General features: G+C 36.5%; 11 protein-coding genes. 5 read left to right on the plus strand and 6 right to left on the minus strand.

Annotation, left to right across the window (positions count from 1 at the left end; all coding sequences use genetic code 11):
* Window positions 1-241 precede the first annotated feature (241 nt).
* Entirely contained in the window at window positions 242-2,695 is a 2,454-nt protein-coding gene (locus E0Y80_RS02490) for a TonB-dependent receptor (RefSeq protein WP_156305821.1), read from the minus strand.
* Window positions 2,696-3,049: 354 nt separating this feature from the next.
* Between E0Y80_RS02490 and E0Y80_RS02495 the strand changes: the two genes are divergently transcribed.
* The 3 genes from E0Y80_RS02495 to E0Y80_RS02505 are packed head-to-tail and all read left to right on the plus strand — an operon-like array spanning window position 3,050 to window position 6,011.
* Window positions 3,050-4,213: an amidohydrolase family protein gene (locus E0Y80_RS02495; protein ID WP_156305822.1), complete on the plus strand. Its 1,164-nt coding sequence runs from the start codon at window positions 3,050-3,052 to the stop codon at window positions 4,211-4,213.
* Window positions 4,214-4,248: 35 nt separating this feature from the next.
* Entirely contained in the window at window positions 4,249-4,530 is a 282-nt protein-coding gene (locus E0Y80_RS02500) for an acylphosphatase (protein ID WP_156305823.1), read from the plus strand.
* A 2-nt stretch (window positions 4,531-4,532) separates the two neighbouring features.
* Window positions 4,533-6,011 (plus strand): lipopolysaccharide biosynthesis protein, encoded by a 1,479-nt coding sequence (locus E0Y80_RS02505; RefSeq protein ID WP_231595891.1) that lies wholly within the window; start codon window positions 4,533-4,535, stop codon window positions 6,009-6,011.
* Window positions 6,012-6,021: 10 nt separating this feature from the next.
* Here E0Y80_RS02505 and dusB read toward each other — a convergent pair whose 3' ends face one another.
* From dusB to trmD, 5 genes are all read right to left on the minus strand, one after another.
* Window positions 6,022-7,017 (minus strand): tRNA dihydrouridine synthase DusB, encoded by a 996-nt coding sequence (dusB, locus tag E0Y80_RS02510; protein WP_156305824.1) that lies wholly within the window; start codon window positions 7,015-7,017, stop codon window positions 6,022-6,024.
* Window positions 7,018-7,119: 102 nt separating this feature from the next.
* Complete coding sequence (trpC, locus tag E0Y80_RS02515) at window positions 7,120-7,902, minus strand: indole-3-glycerol phosphate synthase TrpC (protein ID WP_156305825.1); 783 nt, start codon at window positions 7,900-7,902, stop codon at window positions 7,120-7,122.
* A 25-nt stretch (window positions 7,903-7,927) separates the two neighbouring features.
* Entirely contained in the window at window positions 7,928-8,506 is a 579-nt protein-coding gene (locus E0Y80_RS02520; RefSeq protein WP_156305826.1) for an anthranilate synthase component II, read from the minus strand.
* Window positions 8,506-9,909: an anthranilate synthase component I family protein gene (locus tag E0Y80_RS02525; RefSeq protein ID WP_156305827.1), complete on the minus strand. Its 1,404-nt coding sequence runs from the start codon at window positions 9,907-9,909 to the stop codon at window positions 8,506-8,508. The genes E0Y80_RS02520 and E0Y80_RS02525 overlap by 1 nt, the downstream gene beginning before the upstream one ends.
* 241 nt (window positions 9,910-10,150) lie before the next feature.
* Window positions 10,151-10,828: a tRNA (guanosine(37)-N1)-methyltransferase TrmD gene (gene trmD / locus E0Y80_RS02530; protein WP_156305828.1), complete on the minus strand. Its 678-nt coding sequence runs from the start codon at window positions 10,826-10,828 to the stop codon at window positions 10,151-10,153.
* Between the two features lie 819 nt (window positions 10,829-11,647).
* Here trmD and E0Y80_RS02535 point away from each other — a divergent pair.
* Entirely contained in the window at window positions 11,648-14,815 is a 3,168-nt protein-coding gene (locus E0Y80_RS02535) for a SusC/RagA family TonB-linked outer membrane protein (RefSeq protein WP_156305829.1), read from the plus strand.
* A 7-nt stretch (window positions 14,816-14,822) separates the two neighbouring features.
* On the plus strand, window positions 14,823-16,217 hold the full coding sequence (locus tag E0Y80_RS02540) for a RagB/SusD family nutrient uptake outer membrane protein (RefSeq protein WP_156305830.1): 1,395 nt from the start codon (window positions 14,823-14,825) through the stop codon (window positions 16,215-16,217).
* Window positions 16,218-16,238 lie beyond the last annotated feature (21 nt).

Consider the following 16,238-nt stretch of genomic DNA (forward strand, 5'->3'; position numbering starts at 1 on the left):
AGGAGTGGCATGTTTATCCCTACGGGATTATCAGATTTATATATCTCGGCTCTTATGCCTTATGTCAAAATTCTCCTTGTCTCTTCTTAAAAATAGTTTCTTCATCTTGCGATGAAGAATGAACAAGCGTAACGTGGGGCAGAAGGGGCGGTTTTTTGGGGATTTTTTTGCGGCACGCCGCAAAAAAATCCCCAAAAAATCACCCCTTAAAAAAATCTTATGTCTACTGTCTTATGTCTACTTAAAATCTAATGTTTAGTCCCAACATTGCGTTGGTTTCTGCTTGAGGGTAATAAAAATTGAAATAATCCCGCTTACCTACAGACTGCATTATCGAACTATAGGTATAACCTGATGTAGCATATTTCTCGTTGAAAATGTTGTTGACCATCAAATTCAAATCGATTTTCCTTATTCCAAATGCTGAGAAGCTGTAAACTGCCTGAACATTATTAACAAATGAAGGTGCTATGCTTCGATTTTTTTCTGAAGTATTATCTAGGTAAATCCTGGATATATACTTGCTTAAAAATCTAAAGGATAATGCCTCAATTGGTTTATAAGTGAAATTATTTGATAGGACAATATTTGGAGACTTAGCAATATTGGATGATTTATGTACAATTAATTCATGATCAACAACATTGAAGTCGTCATCATAAATTGGAATCTGTTCTTCAAAATTCTTGATTTTATTTTGGCTCAATGCTGCGGTTGCTGACCAGATAAATTTTGAATGAATTTTCCAGCTTCCGTCTAATTCAAACCCAGTTCGGTAACTGTTGTCGACATTAATACGGACAGCAGCTCCCACATTGTTAATTTCCCCTGTTGGAATTAATTGATCCTTGTACAGCATAGCGTAAACATTTGCACCAATATTGAAAGTTTCGGATCTGAAACGATATCCTGCTTCAATATCCTGCATTTTTTCTGGACGAGGTACAGTGCCCATTGGATTCTCTACATAATCATTTCTAGTAGGCTCCTTGCTTGCAAATGCGTAGGAACCATAGAAGTTTGAATTTTCATCAAGGAAATAGGTAATGCCAGCTTTTGGATTGAAGAAATTATGTGTGTCATCAAAGCTGTAGTTCTTAATATCTTCATCATCACCTTTACCATTATAGACTATGTTACGATATTGTAGATCTAGATTAAAAAGGAATTTATCTACTCTATAGTCTGCCTTAGCAAAGAAATTAAAGTCATTCTTGTTGGCATGACCGAAATAGTATTTTTTTCCTAACGCACTTTCTGGGACTTGGTCTGCCCAGACAGCCTCACCATAATGGTCACCTTTATATTGATTATATGAACCTCCAAAAGTGAAGTTTAAACTGCTGGAAGGTTTGTATAATAAGGAATAGGTGATACCATAGAAATGGTTATCCAACCATCTTCTTCGAACCAAATCTGTATTTTCAATCGTCTCACCATTAACCTTTATTGGGTCAATACCATAGTCATTCAAATCGCTCATTGGCTTAAACTCTTCATAATATCCAGCACCTCGCGTATAGTGTAGGGCAGAATTGAAGGTCAATTGAGTGGAAGGCCTATAAGAATAATTTAGATGGGCATGGGTTTGGGTGTAATTGTCCGTTTGATTATCGTATGTATAATAGTTATAGCGACGGTTACCGTTGAGGAATCTTTCGCGTTCAGCACCTTCAAGCCAAAGATTATCAGCATATTCTTCAATTCGTGCTTTATTTCCTGTAAACAAAGGTTCAGCCAATCCATACCATGCTTGATAAGTTTTTTCCTTGCCAGAGAATACAGTAGCTTTTAAGGTATGTTTATCGGTATATAGTCCACCGTCCACATAGAATGATTTCAGGTTAGAGAAAGCCCGGTCAACATATCCGTCAGAACTGATTCTAGAAGCACGAGCATTGAAAGCGTATTTGTTGTTTATTAATCCGGTACCAGCCTTAATCGTGTTTTTCCAGGAATTATATGATCCGAAAGCATTATTTAATTCAAGATAAGGTTTGGTTTCAAGAGCATCCGTTTGAATGTTTAGGGAAGCACCAAAAGCTGCGGGTCCGTTTGTAGAAGTCCCGATTCCACGTTGAATCTGTATACTTTCTGTGCTAGAAGCAAAATCTGGAAGATTTACGAAGAATGAGCCCATACTTTCAGGGTTGTTAAGGGGTATTCCATTTAGGGTAACATTTATTCTTTCATTGTCAGATCCACGGATTGTCAAATTGGTATATCCAATTCCAGCGCCCGCATCGGATCCAATAACGACTCCTGGAGTTTGGTCTAGAAGGTAAGGAATATCTTGGCCGAGGTTTTTTTGTTGAATTTGTTCTTTGTCGAGCGTCTTAAAAGTGGTTGCTGAATTTTCTTTAGCACGTGTTGCGGAGACGTAGAGTTCTTCAAATTCGTAAACCTGATCTTTTAATTTTATGGAAAAAATAGCTTGATTCGACGGATTAATTCTTAATATCTCGGATTTATAACCAATAAAAGAAATTTTTAAGTTATAGAATTGTGATTTTAAATCTTCAAAAACGGCGATTCCGTGTTGATCAGTTGATTTTGACTGTTTGTCAATAGATACTGTTGCTGCGATTGCAGGGGCTCCAGACTTGTCTAAAACCCTCACAGTGAAGTTTTCTTGAGCGAAGCTCACAGATACGAGCAAACATAAGGCTAAAATTGCCCAAAGCTTGTTAAACATAATAAAAAAATTGTTTTAATGAGTTAAACTTTCTTGTTGCAAGGGGTCACACCAAGTTCTATTTAACCGCCCTTTCCCTACGCTGGCATTATCCAGGTCAGGTGCGTGTTTCGTATAATACGTTGAAACACAGGGTATAATCTCAGCCTTTATTTGTGTTCATAAACAAGGCACCCCTAATTGATAGGACAAAGCTATCATTTTGGATAAATAAAACAAAATTTATATATTATTGTAAAAAATTCGTAATTATTATTTTATTAGTTAAACTCATTGTATTTTTTTGTAAATTGCCTGCAATGCCATTAAAGGCAATTTACGCTAACTTAAAAAAAACGGAAATATTTTTTTCTTATGAAGTATTATGCTGCCGATGTTGTATTTCCTGTTACAGGACCAGCTATTAAAAAAGGTGTTGTTGCAATGGATGACGATGGTCTTGTTAAGGGGGTTTATAACCCGGGTGAAATCGATGAAAGCCTTGTAGAGCAATTTAAAGGAGCCCTAATTCCTGGATTTATTAATTCCCACTGTCACCTTGAACTTTCAAATCTGTTAGGGATAGTTCCTAGAAATATTGGCTTGCCATCGTTTCTGTCTTCTGTCATGAATGAAAGAGGAAATCATAATGCATCATTGGAAGAGGCGATGTTAGACGCGGATAAGAAGATGTATGAGAAGGGAATTCAGGCAGTTGGAGATCATGTGAATACTGTAGTGTCGGCTAAAATTAAAGAAAATAGTTTGATCAAGTATCACACCTTTGTTGAGGTAATGGCCATGAAAAAAGAGGATGTCATTACCAATATTGATAATGCAAAGGAAATCGAGTTTCATTTTGATTATAAACATTCATCCATTACACCACATGCACCTTATTCTGTTTCTAAGTACCTGTTCAAGGCTTTGAAAAAGGCTGTCAGTGAGGATAATATCTTCAGTATCCATAATCAAGAAAGTGATGAAGAGAACAAGCTTTTTAGATACAAAAGTGGTGAATTTTTAGAATTCTTTAAGAAAATGGATTTAGTAATGGATGATTTTAGGGCACAAGCCAGAAATTCCTTGCAATCATTTCTACCTTATATCCCTTCAAAAAACAGACTAATATTAGTTCATAATACATATACTTCAATGAAGGATTTAGATTTTGTTGATCGTATGGGAAGATCCGTTTATATCTGCTTTTGTCCAAAAGCTAATTTATATATTGAAGGTCGTATTCCAAAAATTGACAATTTCTTGTTAGGAGGTCATGAAATCATCATTGGGACAGATAGTTTAGCCTCAAATGATACCTTGGATATTTTGGAGGAGTTGAAAGTTATTCACCAAGTATACCCAGAACTGGATTTCAATGAAACGATTAAATGGGCAACTATCAATGGAGCAAAGGCATTGAATTTTGAACAGGAATTGGGTTCACTTGAGGTTGGTAAAAAACCAGGGTTGGTGTTGTTGGAGGGAATGGACACGTTCAAACTTAATCCAAAAGTTAAGGTAAGGAGAATTAGATAGTTTCTAATTCTATTTCTTCTTATACCTTTGTATTCATGAAGCATTGGAATATCAGGGTAACAGGCAAGGTCCAAGGAGTATTTTTTAGGGCATCCACCAAGGCAGTAGCTGATCAGTTAGGTGTGAAAGGATATGTTATGAATATGGCTGACGAGTCTGTATTTATTGAAGCCGAAGGGGATAAATTTGGTCTTGAATCCTTGTTGGAATTCTGTCAGGAGGGACCTGAAGGGGCAGAAGTTTCTGAAGTTCATTATGAAGAGTCCGACGATCTAAAAGGATTTCGGAATTTTGAGGTCATCAAAAAAATCAAATAATCGTGTCCGTAGTTAAGAAATTTGTAAGTGATACGATGATTTATGGTCTTTCGACTATAATTTCACGGATGCTCAACTTCGTGTTGACTCCATTTTTTACTTCCAAGTTTATACCATCTGTTTACGGGGTTTTCACCAGTCTTTTTTCTTATTCATCCATGGTCAATGCTGTATTGGCATTCGGGATGGAGACCACGTATTTTAGATACCTTCAAAAAGTAGAAGGCGATAAGCAGCGTGTATTCGACAGCAGTTTTCTCGTCACCTTGGTTACAGCAGCATTATTCCTTATCAGCATTTTTACATTTACGGAACCCATCGCCATTTGGTTAAACGAAGGGGTCAATGTTCAAGACTATGTTGAATATGTGAAGTATTTTGGACTGATTCTCGCGGCAGATGCTATAGCCGTAGTTCCATTCGCTAAGCTAAGGGCGGAGGGTAGACCCATAAAATATGGAGCTATAAAATTGATCAATGTTTTAGTTTTCATTTTTGCTAACTTATTCCTATTGGTTTGGTTGCCCGAATTAATGAAGGGTTCAGAGTTTATCCGTTCATTATGTTCAGGGTGGTTCAGAGAAGGATGGCTGGGGAATGTATTCATTTCGAATGCAATTGCCAGTATTCTAACCTTGTTCCTGTTATTGCCACAGATTTTGAGTTTCCGGTTTAAAGTGGATTCCAAATTGGTAAAAGACATGCTATCTTATTCATTTCCGATTTTAATTGCAAATATCTCCTTTATCATTAATGAGAACTTGGATAAAGTATTAATTCCAAGATTATTGCCTGGGGAAAAAGGAGATTATGATACAGGAATATATGGAGGGGTTGCGAAAATTGCTGTATTTTTAAATCTGTTTGTCACCGCATTTCGATTGGGAGCGGAGCCATTTTTCTTTTCGTATTCTAAGAATGAGAATGCCCGTAAGACATATGCAGTCATCATGGAATACTTTGTGATTGCTATGATCATGGTGATGATTGGCCTATGTGCGAATTTAGATTGGCTGAAGCATTTTATCAACGAAAAGTATTGGTCAGGACTAATCCTGGTTCCGATGTTGTTGTTCAATTATGTATTGCTGGGGATCTATATGAATCTTTCTGTTTGGTATAAGTTGTCAGATCAGACGCGATATGGCCTTTACATTTCTGGTATAGGGGCGATTATTACAATTATCTTGAATTTTGCCTTGATACCCCATTTTTCATATTTTGGAGCTGCATTATCCACTACAGTTACTTATCTCTTTATGGTTGGTCTTTCTTATTTTTGGGGCCAGCAGAACTATAGTATACCGTATAAAAATAAAAAGATAGGCATCTATCTTATCATTGGATTAGCAGTTTCGTGGGCTGCATATTTTGGACATTTCTGGATTGGGAATCTTTTGTTTCTACTGTTTTTAGGAGCAGTATTCTACTTTGAAAAGGAGTCGCTTTTGAGGATTTTGAAAAGAGGCGGGTCAAAATAAAGTCGCTTATTTAAGCGACTTCTTCTGCAAAATTAAATCTTATTTCTTCTAGTACCTCTTGAATTTCTTTTACATCCTGAAGGCTCACCAGTTTCATTCTGTATTCTTTGAAATTTGGAATTCCCTTAAAATAATTGGCATAGTGTCTTCGCATTTCAAAAATTCCGGTTTTATCACCTTTCCATTCTATTGATTTAGTTAGGTGGGTGTTACATACATCAACACGTTCAGACACTGTAGGGCCAGCCAATCGTTCGCCGGTATTGAAGAAATGTTTTATTTCCCTAAATATCCAAGGGTATCCAATGGATGCACGTCCGATCATAATACCATCTACTTCATACTCTTGTCGCCAAGCTGCAGCTTTTTCAACAGAATCAACATCACCGTTTCCGAAGATAGGAATTTTGATTCTGGGATTTCTTTTAACATCCTTAATCATTGACCAATCAGCTTGACCTTTATACATTTGAGTTCTTGTTCGGCCATGTATTGCCAATGCTTTGATACCAATGTCTTGAAGGCGTTCAGCAACCTCGTAAACATTTTTTGTGTTATCATCCCATCCCAGTCTGGTTTTAACTGTTACGGGTAAATCAGTGGCTTCAACCACTGCTTTGGTCATTGCGACCATTTTGTCAATATCCTGCAAAAGACTGGCTCCTGCGCCCCGACAAGCCACATTTTTAACCGGACAACCATAATTGATGTCAATTAAGTCAGGGTTTGCTGCCGTGCAGATTTCTGCAGATTGACGCATGTGCTCAATATCAGATCCAAAGATCTGAATGCCTATAGGTCTTTCATATTCAAAAATGTCTAATTTTTGACGAGATTTTGCGGCATCCCGAATAAGGCCTTCAGAAGATATAAATTCAGTGTACATCATATCCACGCCATTCTGTTTACATACGTAACGGAATGGAGGGTCACTTACATCTTCCATTGGAGCCAATAGTAAGGGAAACTCACCTAAATCAATATTTTTGCCAATCTTTACAGACATCTATTTTGCTAATTTTTTACAAAAGTAGCAAAATAGATTTAAGACTAAAAAACATAAGCCATCAGACATAGGAATAGAACAATCGCCTGACAATCAATTTTTTTAAATTTTACCAACAAATTCTGCAATTGCCTGCATTGGATTCTCTGTTTTCATAAAGTTTTCACCGATCAAGAAAGCGTTGAAGCCTGATTTTTTAAGGTCCTTAATGGTTTCTGGATCAGAGATTCCACTTTCTGAAACTTTGATGTACTGATTGGGGATTTTATTGACAAGTTCATATGAGTGGTCAAGGGAAACTACAAAATCCTTCAGATTTCTGTTATTAACACCTATAGCATCAATGCTTTCGAAGGTATTGGCAATTAGTTCCTCTTCATTATGGACTTCTAAGAGTACGTTTAAACCCAGAGATTTAGCATATTCAGAAAGGTTTTTTACCTCTTCGGGCTTTAAGCATGCTGCAATGAGGAGGATAATATCCGCGCCATATGCTTTAGCTTCGGCGATTTGATATTCATCGATGATAAACTCCTTGCGTAACAAGGGAATCTCCAGGACTTCCCGAGCCGCCGTTAAATCTTCGAGAGAACCTTGGAAGAAATCTTTATCTGTTAATACAGAAATTGCGGAAGCCCCGGCATCTTGATAGCCTTTTACTACTTCTTGTACAGTGTTTACCCCATTGATCAATCCTTTAGACGGAGAGGCCCTTTTATATTCAGCTATAATTCCAGTACGTTCTGGATTTAAAATGCTTTCTTTCAGGTTGTAACAAGTTCTGGAGAAGAGAGGTGTTTTTTGCAATTCACTTAAGGTTGCAAGGCTTTTAGCTACAGTAACTTCTTCTTTTTTTCTAGCTACAATTTTATCTAATATATTCATTTAAATCTTTCGAATTTTTTAAGCATTAATTGTTTCCATTAATCCAATTGGCAATTAAAGTTTTTCCATTGTCGGTAAGGATTGATTCCGGGTGGAACTGCATTCCTTTAACATCATATTTTGTGTGCGACAATGCCATAATTACTCCATTTGGGTCTACAGCAGTTACTTTTAATTCGGTAGTTAATGTATTGGGATCTACCGCCCATGAGTGATACCTTCCAATTTTTGAATCTTCAGGGAAATTAGCGAATAGAGTTTCGTTGTTGTCGGTAATTTCTATGCTAGTCGCTACCCCATGTAATGGTTTAGGCATATTGTAAAGTTTAGCTCCAAATACCTCTGCGATTGCCTGCTGACCCAGACAGATGCCTAATATACTTTTAGTTGCTGCGTATTTTCTAATTACATCCAACAATAATCCTGCTTCTTCTGGTATTCCAGGTCCAGGAGATAATAGAATTTTGTCATATTTCTCTACCTCATCGATATCAAATTTATCGTTTCTTACAACTTCGTAACTCAAATTGAGTTCTTGCAGAAGGTGCACAAGGTTATAGGTGAATGAATCGTAATTGTCGATTACTAATATTGGCTTGCTCATTATATTATTTCCGCTAATTCTAAAGCTCTGCGAAGAGCTGAAATTTTATTATTTACTTCTTGTAGTTCTTTTTCCGGGTCAGAATCTAAAACGATTCCAGCACCAGCTTGATAATGGAGATAATTTTGTTTGCTCATAAAGGAACGAATCATGATGGCATGGTTGAAATCACCATTGAAGCCCATAAACCCAATTGCACCAGAATAAAAAGAACGATGCTGATTTTCATAACGATCGATGAGGGTAATTGCCATATGCTTAGGAGCTCCGGATAACGTACCGGCCGGATAAGTGTCTCCAACCACATCAAATGGATTGGTGTTGGGATTTAATATTCCGCTGACCTTGGAAACAAGGTGGATTACATGTGAATAATATTGAGCTTCTTTATAGGATTTTACCTGCACATTATGACAATGTCTGCTTAGGTCATTTCTCGCCAAATCTACAAGCATAACATGTTCGGCACTTTCTTTAGGGTCATTCTTAAGCTCTTCAGCAATTTTTTCGTCTTGCTCCATGTTACCAGTGCGTTTAAACGTACCTGCAATGGGATAAATGGTAGCGACATCATTTTTAATAGTCAATTGAGCTTCAGGAGAAGAACCAAATAGTTTAAAATCACCATAATCAAAATAAAACAAGTAAGGAGAAGGGTTAATAGATCTTAAAGCGCGATAAACGTTGAATTCATCTCCAGAAAAAGGTGTTTCAAAAGCTCTGGAGGGAACGATTTGGAATACATCACCACGTTGGATATGTTCTTTCATCTTATTGACTAGAGCTCTGAAATCTTCATCGCTCATATTTGATTTCTCTTCGCCTTTAACTTGAAAAGAATATTCCGGGAAATTTTTGTTCTGAATTAGGAATTGAAGTCTTTCCAGATCTGTTTCTTCATTGTCCAAGAGGTTTTCAAATACATGCAGTTGGTTTCGGAAGTGATCGATCGCAATGACATATTTATATATATGATATTGAAGAGTTGGGATATCTTTTCTTTGATCAATTTTAGAGGTAAGCTTGATGTCTTCGAAGTATTCTACTGCGCCGAATGTGAAATAACCAAATAACCCATGAGTAATCACATTCACCTCTGGGATTAGATCAGCAGAGAAAGACTTTCTAAAGTTTGACACCTCTTCTCTTAAATTAATTTCATCTGCATTTTTGATGACTGTATTTTCATGGGGAAGGGAAATCTTAAGTTCATCATTTTCGAGGATGATGCTTGCGATTGGTTGACAACAGATATAGCTGATATTGTTGTCACGGCTATTATATTCGGAACTTTCGAGCAATAAGCTATTTGGGAAAGTATCACGAAGCCTTAAGTAAATGCTCACGGGCGTGGTTGTATCCGCGAGAATCTTTTTATGGTTAGTTTTGAATTTGTAATTCATATATTTTAATAATAGTTTTTAAAAATAAAAAAAGCCCGACGAATTTCGTCGGGCTACCATTCAGTGGTTTTGGTTGATTATGAAAAATCTTATCTAAAATATACCACCCTCCCGACTTATTTAGTCAGAAGCCACCAACGGTTAGTATATTGAGTTACAGTCGTCATTGCATGACAAAATTAAAAGAAAAATTGAATATTCAAACTTTATTTGTGAAAAAAGCAAAGATTTGGCTGGATTATTAGTCGTTTAGCAAATCAGGTCTTCGTTGTTTTGTTCTAATAAGTTGTTGTTCGTGACGCCAAGCGGTTATTTTTGCTTCATGTCCACTCAGTAAAATATCGGGAACTTTATGACCATTCCAATCGACAGGTCTAGTGTAAATAGGTGCATCAAGGAGTCCGTCCTGAAATGAATCAGAGAGGGCAGAGGTTTCGTCAGAAAGAACCCCAGGGATCACCCTGACAATTGCGTCAACTAAAATAGCAGCAGGCAATTCGCCTCCTGATAATACATAATCTCCGATTGAAATTTCTCTGGTTACATAAATATCCCTAATTCTTTGATCAATGCCTTTGTAATGTCCACAGAGAATAATGAAATTTTCACCTGAGCTTAATCCATTAGCGATTTCCTGATTTAGGGTTTCGCCATCCGGGGTCATGTAAATTATCTCATCGTAATTTCTTTCAGAAATTAATTGATCAATACAAGCAGCGAAAGGTGCGATTTGCATGACCATTCCAGATCCACCGCCATAGGGATAATCATCAACTGATTTTTGTTTATTCACGGCATAATCTCTAAGGTTGTGAACGTGGATTTCACAGAGCCCTTTGTTTTGAGCGCGCTGTAGAATGGAGTGTGCAAATGGGCTGTCCAATAATTTTGGGAGAACCGTTATTATATCAAATCGCATATGCAAAGGTAAGTGATTCTTATAAAGGATTTATAAAATAAAGGTTGAAGTGTGAGTATTGTTAAAGAAATGGGTTTTATTTTAAGAAAACACCAATAAAATACACTAATAAATAAAAGGTTCGCAATTCAACTATTTGTCTATTGAAAATTTCTTTAAATGATAATTTTTGTAATTCTGTGAATTATCTATTTTTTTGTGTTCAAACATATGTTTTTAATGCAAATTGGCAATTCGTAATGTGTTGTAACGTTTATTTTACAATTGTCGTTTTTACTCAACCTTTCGATTAGTAGACAGATTCAAGTAAAATATATTTATTAATGAACTTTCTAATAATTTTTCGAAATTATATTTTGATTAAAGTATATGGTTTTCATGAAAGTTTTGAAAATGCTATGCATGCATATTTAATATTTTGCAAATGTATTGTGATCAATAATAGTGGTTTAGCAAGTAATTATTTCTGTAAACTCAAGTAAAATCAAAAATTAAAAATTGTGTTGAATAAATTGAAAAATTACAAAATTATAGGTTAAGTGTCATTAAATAAGGTTTTTAGCTGTTTTATGATGGATAAATTTTGATCAATTAATTATCAGAAATGGACAATTTTATATCTGAAACCTGCACTTTCCAACAATATTTTAAAATTGATAACAAATTAGTTATAAAATCAACTTATTTATTACTTATTTGATAAAAATTTCAGTCCCACTGAATTTATTTGTGAAATATTTAAGCAAAGTCTATATTTGTCACCTGTTTAACAAAATTTAACAGACTCTGTTTTAAAACTTTTAATTAATAGCAAAATTTATGAAACACAAATTACTCAGCTTAATTTTTGTGTTAACCTGTCTAATCGGGGCAGCGTCAGCACAAGAACGTCAAGTGAGTGGAAAAGTAACTTCGGTTGCTGATGGGACTCCACTTAGTGGTGTGTCAGTGTTAGTTGTGGGAGCTAGTTCAGCGACACAAACTGATGCTTCAGGGAATTACAGTATCTCTGTTAATGGCAATGCTACATTAAATTTCTCTTTTGTTGGTTATGCTTCAAAAAGAGTTAGTGTTGGAAACAACACAACCTTAAACGTACAATTAGAATCTGATGAGACTTCTTTAGAAGAAGTTGTTGTTACAGGTTACGGTGTTCGTTTAATTAAAGACTTAACAGGATCTCAAAGTAGAGTTTCTGGAGATAAACTAGCTAAAGAACCTAGTTTAAGTTTTGATCAAGCGCTTTCAGGTAAAATGGCAGGTGTTCAAGTTGGTTCATCAGGTGGTACATTAGGAGACGGGGTTTCAGTTCGTATCCGTGGTATCAACTCGATTTCATCAAGTTCATTGCCTTTATACATTATTGATGGTGTTCCGATGAATACAGTTGAAAACACAAACGTTTTCAATTCAGGAAACGGTACACGTTTCAACCCATTGGCGATGATCAACAGTAATGATATTGAATCTATTGAGGTATTGAAAGATGCAAGTGCTGCAGTTCTATATGGTTCTCGCGCTGCAAATGGTGTTATCTTGATTAACACAAAACGTGGTAAAAAAGGAACTACGAATATCGCATTTGATTCAAAAACTACATTTAGCCGTCCAGCAAAAATGTTAGATATGTTAGGTGCAGAAGATTTTATGGCGATCAGTAACGAGAAAATTTCGAATGCTTCCAAGTATTTTGGCGGTGTAACAGAAATCGCTAGAGAATCAGATGTTGATGGTGATGGTATTGATGACAGAACAAACTGGTTAGATGAGGTTTACAGAAATGGTATTGGTTATGATAACTCAGTGTCTATTTCAGGTGGTCAAGAAAAAGCTAATTACTTTGGATCGGTTCGTTACTTAGATCAAAAAGGTATTCTTGAGAACAACTCTTTAAAAACTGGTCAAGTTCGTTTGAACACAGATATCAATCCAGTTAAATGGTTGAAAACAGGGATGTCACTTTCCTATTCAAAAACACAAAATAATGGTGTCTTAACAGACCGTTATGTAAATGGTGTGACTGTATCAGCTTTACAAGCGTTCCCAACTATGGCCTTCTCAAATCCTGCTAACTCAACAGGGTATAACTTGGGATCGAATGGTTATTTAACTTACGGTAACAACACACGAGTAGTAAATGGCACTAACTTGGTAGGAGGTAACATTGCGCATCCTTACGCTGCTTCGGCATTACAATTAAATCAAAACACTCCTGAGCAATTATTAGGTAATGTTTATGCTGAGATTAACCCAATCCAAGGATTGAAGATTTCATCAAAATATGGTATTGATTACTTAAATAACTATGAGCACCAATATGCTCATCCACTAATTGGTGGTTTAGGTATGTCATACAACGGTATGGTTCAGGACAACATCCGTTACCGTAATCAATGGGTATGGCAAAACTACGCGAACTACGACAGATCATTCGGTGTTCACCGTATTTCAGCTACCTTAGGTATGGAGTCGCAATTCACGAAAGAAAGACAAGTATATGCTGGTGGAAATGACTTCAGTGATACGTTCTTTACTGATTTAATTGACGGTACTTACACTGGTGCGGTACCAGGAACATCTGAAGTGATGTTATGGTCAGGCGGTACATTATTCTCAACAGGTCTTCAATCATACTTTGGACGTGTAGGATATGTATTCAACGACAAATATTTAGCTGAAGTTGCTTTCCGTTCGGATGCATTTTCAGGATTCGGTTTGAACTCAAGATGGGGTAGTTTCCCTTCAGTATCATTAGGATGGGTTGCTTCAAACGAAGACTTCTTAAAAGATGTTGAATGGCTAGATTACTTAAAAGTTAGAGGTAGTTATGGTAAAGTAGGTAACTCACGTGGGGTATCTGCTTATGCAGCTCGTACATTATACGGAGGTGGAGCATATACAACATTGAATGGTTTCTCAGCTACTCAAATGGGAAATGCTGACCTACAATGGGAAACTTCTAAAAAATTAGACGTAGGTGTTGACTTCAATATTTTAAACAATCGTTTAAACTTCGTAGTTGATTACTATAATAATGATATTTCAGGATTGATCTTGAATGCAACTCCTCCTTCGACAGTAGGTGTACCGGGTGGTTCAATTGAAACCAATATTGGTTCAATGAAAAACAGCGGTATTGAGTTTACAGTGAATGCTAACACGATGACTCGTGAGGACTTCACTTGGACTACTTCATTAAACTTCACTACAGTTAATAACGAAGTAACTTCTTTGGTCACAGAAGGTGCAGATATGGTTGACGGAGCTTCTGTTGCAAGCGTAGGTAGAAGATTAGGTACTTACAAATTAATTAAGTGGAAAGGTGTTGATAGCCAAACAGGTGATCCAATGTGGTATACTGCTGATGGTGGCTACAAAACATACAACCAAGCAGATAAATCATGGACTTACACAGATGCTGACGATGTAACATCTGCGGTTCAGTCTGGTGTTGGTGGTTCTGATGCTCAATATTTAGATGAATCAGGCTTGCCTAAATACTACGGTGCTTTAGATAACAACTTCACTTACAAAAATATTGATTTCGGATTCTCATTAGTTTACACAGGAGGGTTCAGTATATATAACTCAACAAGAGCTTCATTGCTTTCGAATTATTTCGTAAACAATGGTTCTGAGATCTTAGACAGATGGACTGCACCAGGACAACAAACTGATGTTCCTAAATTGTATATGACTGAGACAGCTGCAAACCAAACATCGACTCGATTCTTGGAAAAAGGTGATTTCTTACGTATGCGTACTATTAGCTTAGGATACACATTCAAAGATCTTTCGAGATGGGGTATCAGTAACTTGAGATTATATGGTCAAGTTTACAATGCATTTGTTATCACTGGTTACTCAGGTCAGGACCCAGAGGTTAGTTTGAACAGAAATAATACCAACATCGCTATTGGTGTTGATAATAGATCAGTTCCTCAGCCTAGAACTTACACACTTGGTTTAAACATTTCATTACAATAAGAATAAGATGAAAAACATTAAGAAATATTTTGCATGTATCTTGGTTGCATCAGCGACGTTTGTATCATGTGAAAATCAAATTTTTGAAGAGCCTTACTCAAGCTTATCACCATCAGATATCTTTTCAGATCCTAGCCGTGTTGAAAAAGCAGCAGTAGGTATGTACGATGCATTGCAAAATCCTGAATACTTAGGTGGACGTGCATTAATTTATGCAGACATTAGGGGGATCGATTGTGGTAACCCAACATATTTTGGTGATATTCCAAGTTTTACTTCATTAAATTCCAGTAACGGTACAGTAGGATTAGCATGGACCGCTGCTTACAGAACTATCAATGAGTCTAACTTATTTGTTAAGAATATAACGGCAAATTCTGGTGTGGTTTCGGCTGAGAAAGAAAAGCAATTTATTGCTGAAGCGAAATTCATTAGATCATTATCATATTTCTATTTGGTTAACCTTTGGGCTCAACCTTATGGATTTACAGCAGGAGCTACTCATTTAGGAGTTCCATTGGTATTGACTTCAAGCGATGCTCCGTTCTCTCCAGAGAACCAAATTCCAAGAAATACTGTTAAAGAGGTGTATGATCAAATGATCAAAGATCTTGAAGAAGCAGTTGTAGACTTGCCAGCATCTTCAGCGACACCAACTTTAAGTTCGGTTGCTCGTGCTACCAAAGGTGCGGCATATGGTTTATTAGCAAGAATCAACTTGTATAAGAAAGATTATGCTAAAGCATTAGAGTATGCTAATAAAGTTGAAGCGTTAAAAGTATTCCAATTGAATGCTTCTCCAGCGGAAGGTTTTGATACCTACATCACTCCTGAGAATATTTTCTCTGTTGCACACAATGGTGGAGATAACCCCAATACCAACCATGCTTTAGGGCAACACTATGCTCCAACACAAAGAGCGGATATTCAAATCGACCCTAAATATGTAGCTTTAATGAGCGTTACAGATTTAAGACGTACAGAATTAGTTAAAGAAGCAAATGGTGCATTCTGGACTGCTAAGTATACAAGAGTTTCTGACTGGGCGCCAATCATGCGTTATTCGGAAATTTTGTTAATCAAAGCTGAAGCGTTGGCAAATATCGCTTCAGGTGTTGATGCAAATGCAGTTGCTTTAGTTAATCAGGTTCGTTCAAGATCAAAAGCTTCTACGATCGCTCCAGCTACCAAAGCTGAGTTAGTTGCAGCTATTTTGAATGAGAGAAGAATTGAATTGGCATTTGAAGGACAAGGATTATTCGAATTCCTACGTACTGGAAGAAATCTTCCAGCTCATAGTGTTGTTCCAGAATACAAATTTGGAAACGGATTGTTAGTATTCCCTTTACCATTGAATGATGTTCAAAGAAATCCAAAATTAGTACAAAACGAAGGTTATTAAGATAACCAACGATTAAATCCT

Origin of the sequence: Sphingobacterium endophyticum (genome assembly GCF_009733535.1) — a bacterium.
GTDB classification, from domain to species: domain Bacteria; phylum Bacteroidota; class Bacteroidia; order Sphingobacteriales; family Sphingobacteriaceae; genus Sphingobacterium; species Sphingobacterium endophyticum.

Bases quoted from the DNA above. Each gene is read 5' to 3' on its own strand.
- E0Y80_RS02490 (WP_156305821.1), bottom strand. From the start codon at position 2,695: ATGTTTAACAAGCTTTGGGCAATTTTAGCCTTATGTTTGCTCGTATCT.
- E0Y80_RS02495 (WP_156305822.1), top strand. From the start codon at position 3,050: ATGAAGTATTATGCTGCCGATGTTGTATTTCCTGTTACAGGACCAGCT.
- E0Y80_RS02500 (WP_156305823.1), top strand. From the start codon at position 4,249: ATGAAGCATTGGAATATCAGGGTAACAGGCAAGGTCCAAGGAGTATTT.
- dusB (WP_156305824.1), bottom strand. From the start codon at position 7,017: ATGTCTGTAAAGATTGGCAAAAATATTGATTTAGGTGAGTTTCCCTTA.
- trpC (WP_156305825.1), bottom strand. From the start codon at position 7,902: ATGAATATATTAGATAAAATTGTAGCTAGAAAAAAAGAAGAAGTTACT.
- E0Y80_RS02520 (WP_156305826.1), bottom strand. From the start codon at position 8,506: ATGAGCAAGCCAATATTAGTAATCGACAATTACGATTCATTCACCTAT.
- E0Y80_RS02525 (WP_156305827.1), bottom strand. From the start codon at position 9,909: ATGAATTACAAATTCAAAACTAACCATAAAAAGATTCTCGCGGATACA.
- trmD (WP_156305828.1), bottom strand. From the start codon at position 10,828: ATGCGATTTGATATAATAACGGTTCTCCCAAAATTATTGGACAGCCCA.
- E0Y80_RS02535 (WP_156305829.1), top strand. From the start codon at position 11,648: ATGAAACACAAATTACTCAGCTTAATTTTTGTGTTAACCTGTCTAATC.
- E0Y80_RS02540 (WP_156305830.1), top strand. From the start codon at position 14,823: ATGAAAAACATTAAGAAATATTTTGCATGTATCTTGGTTGCATCAGCG.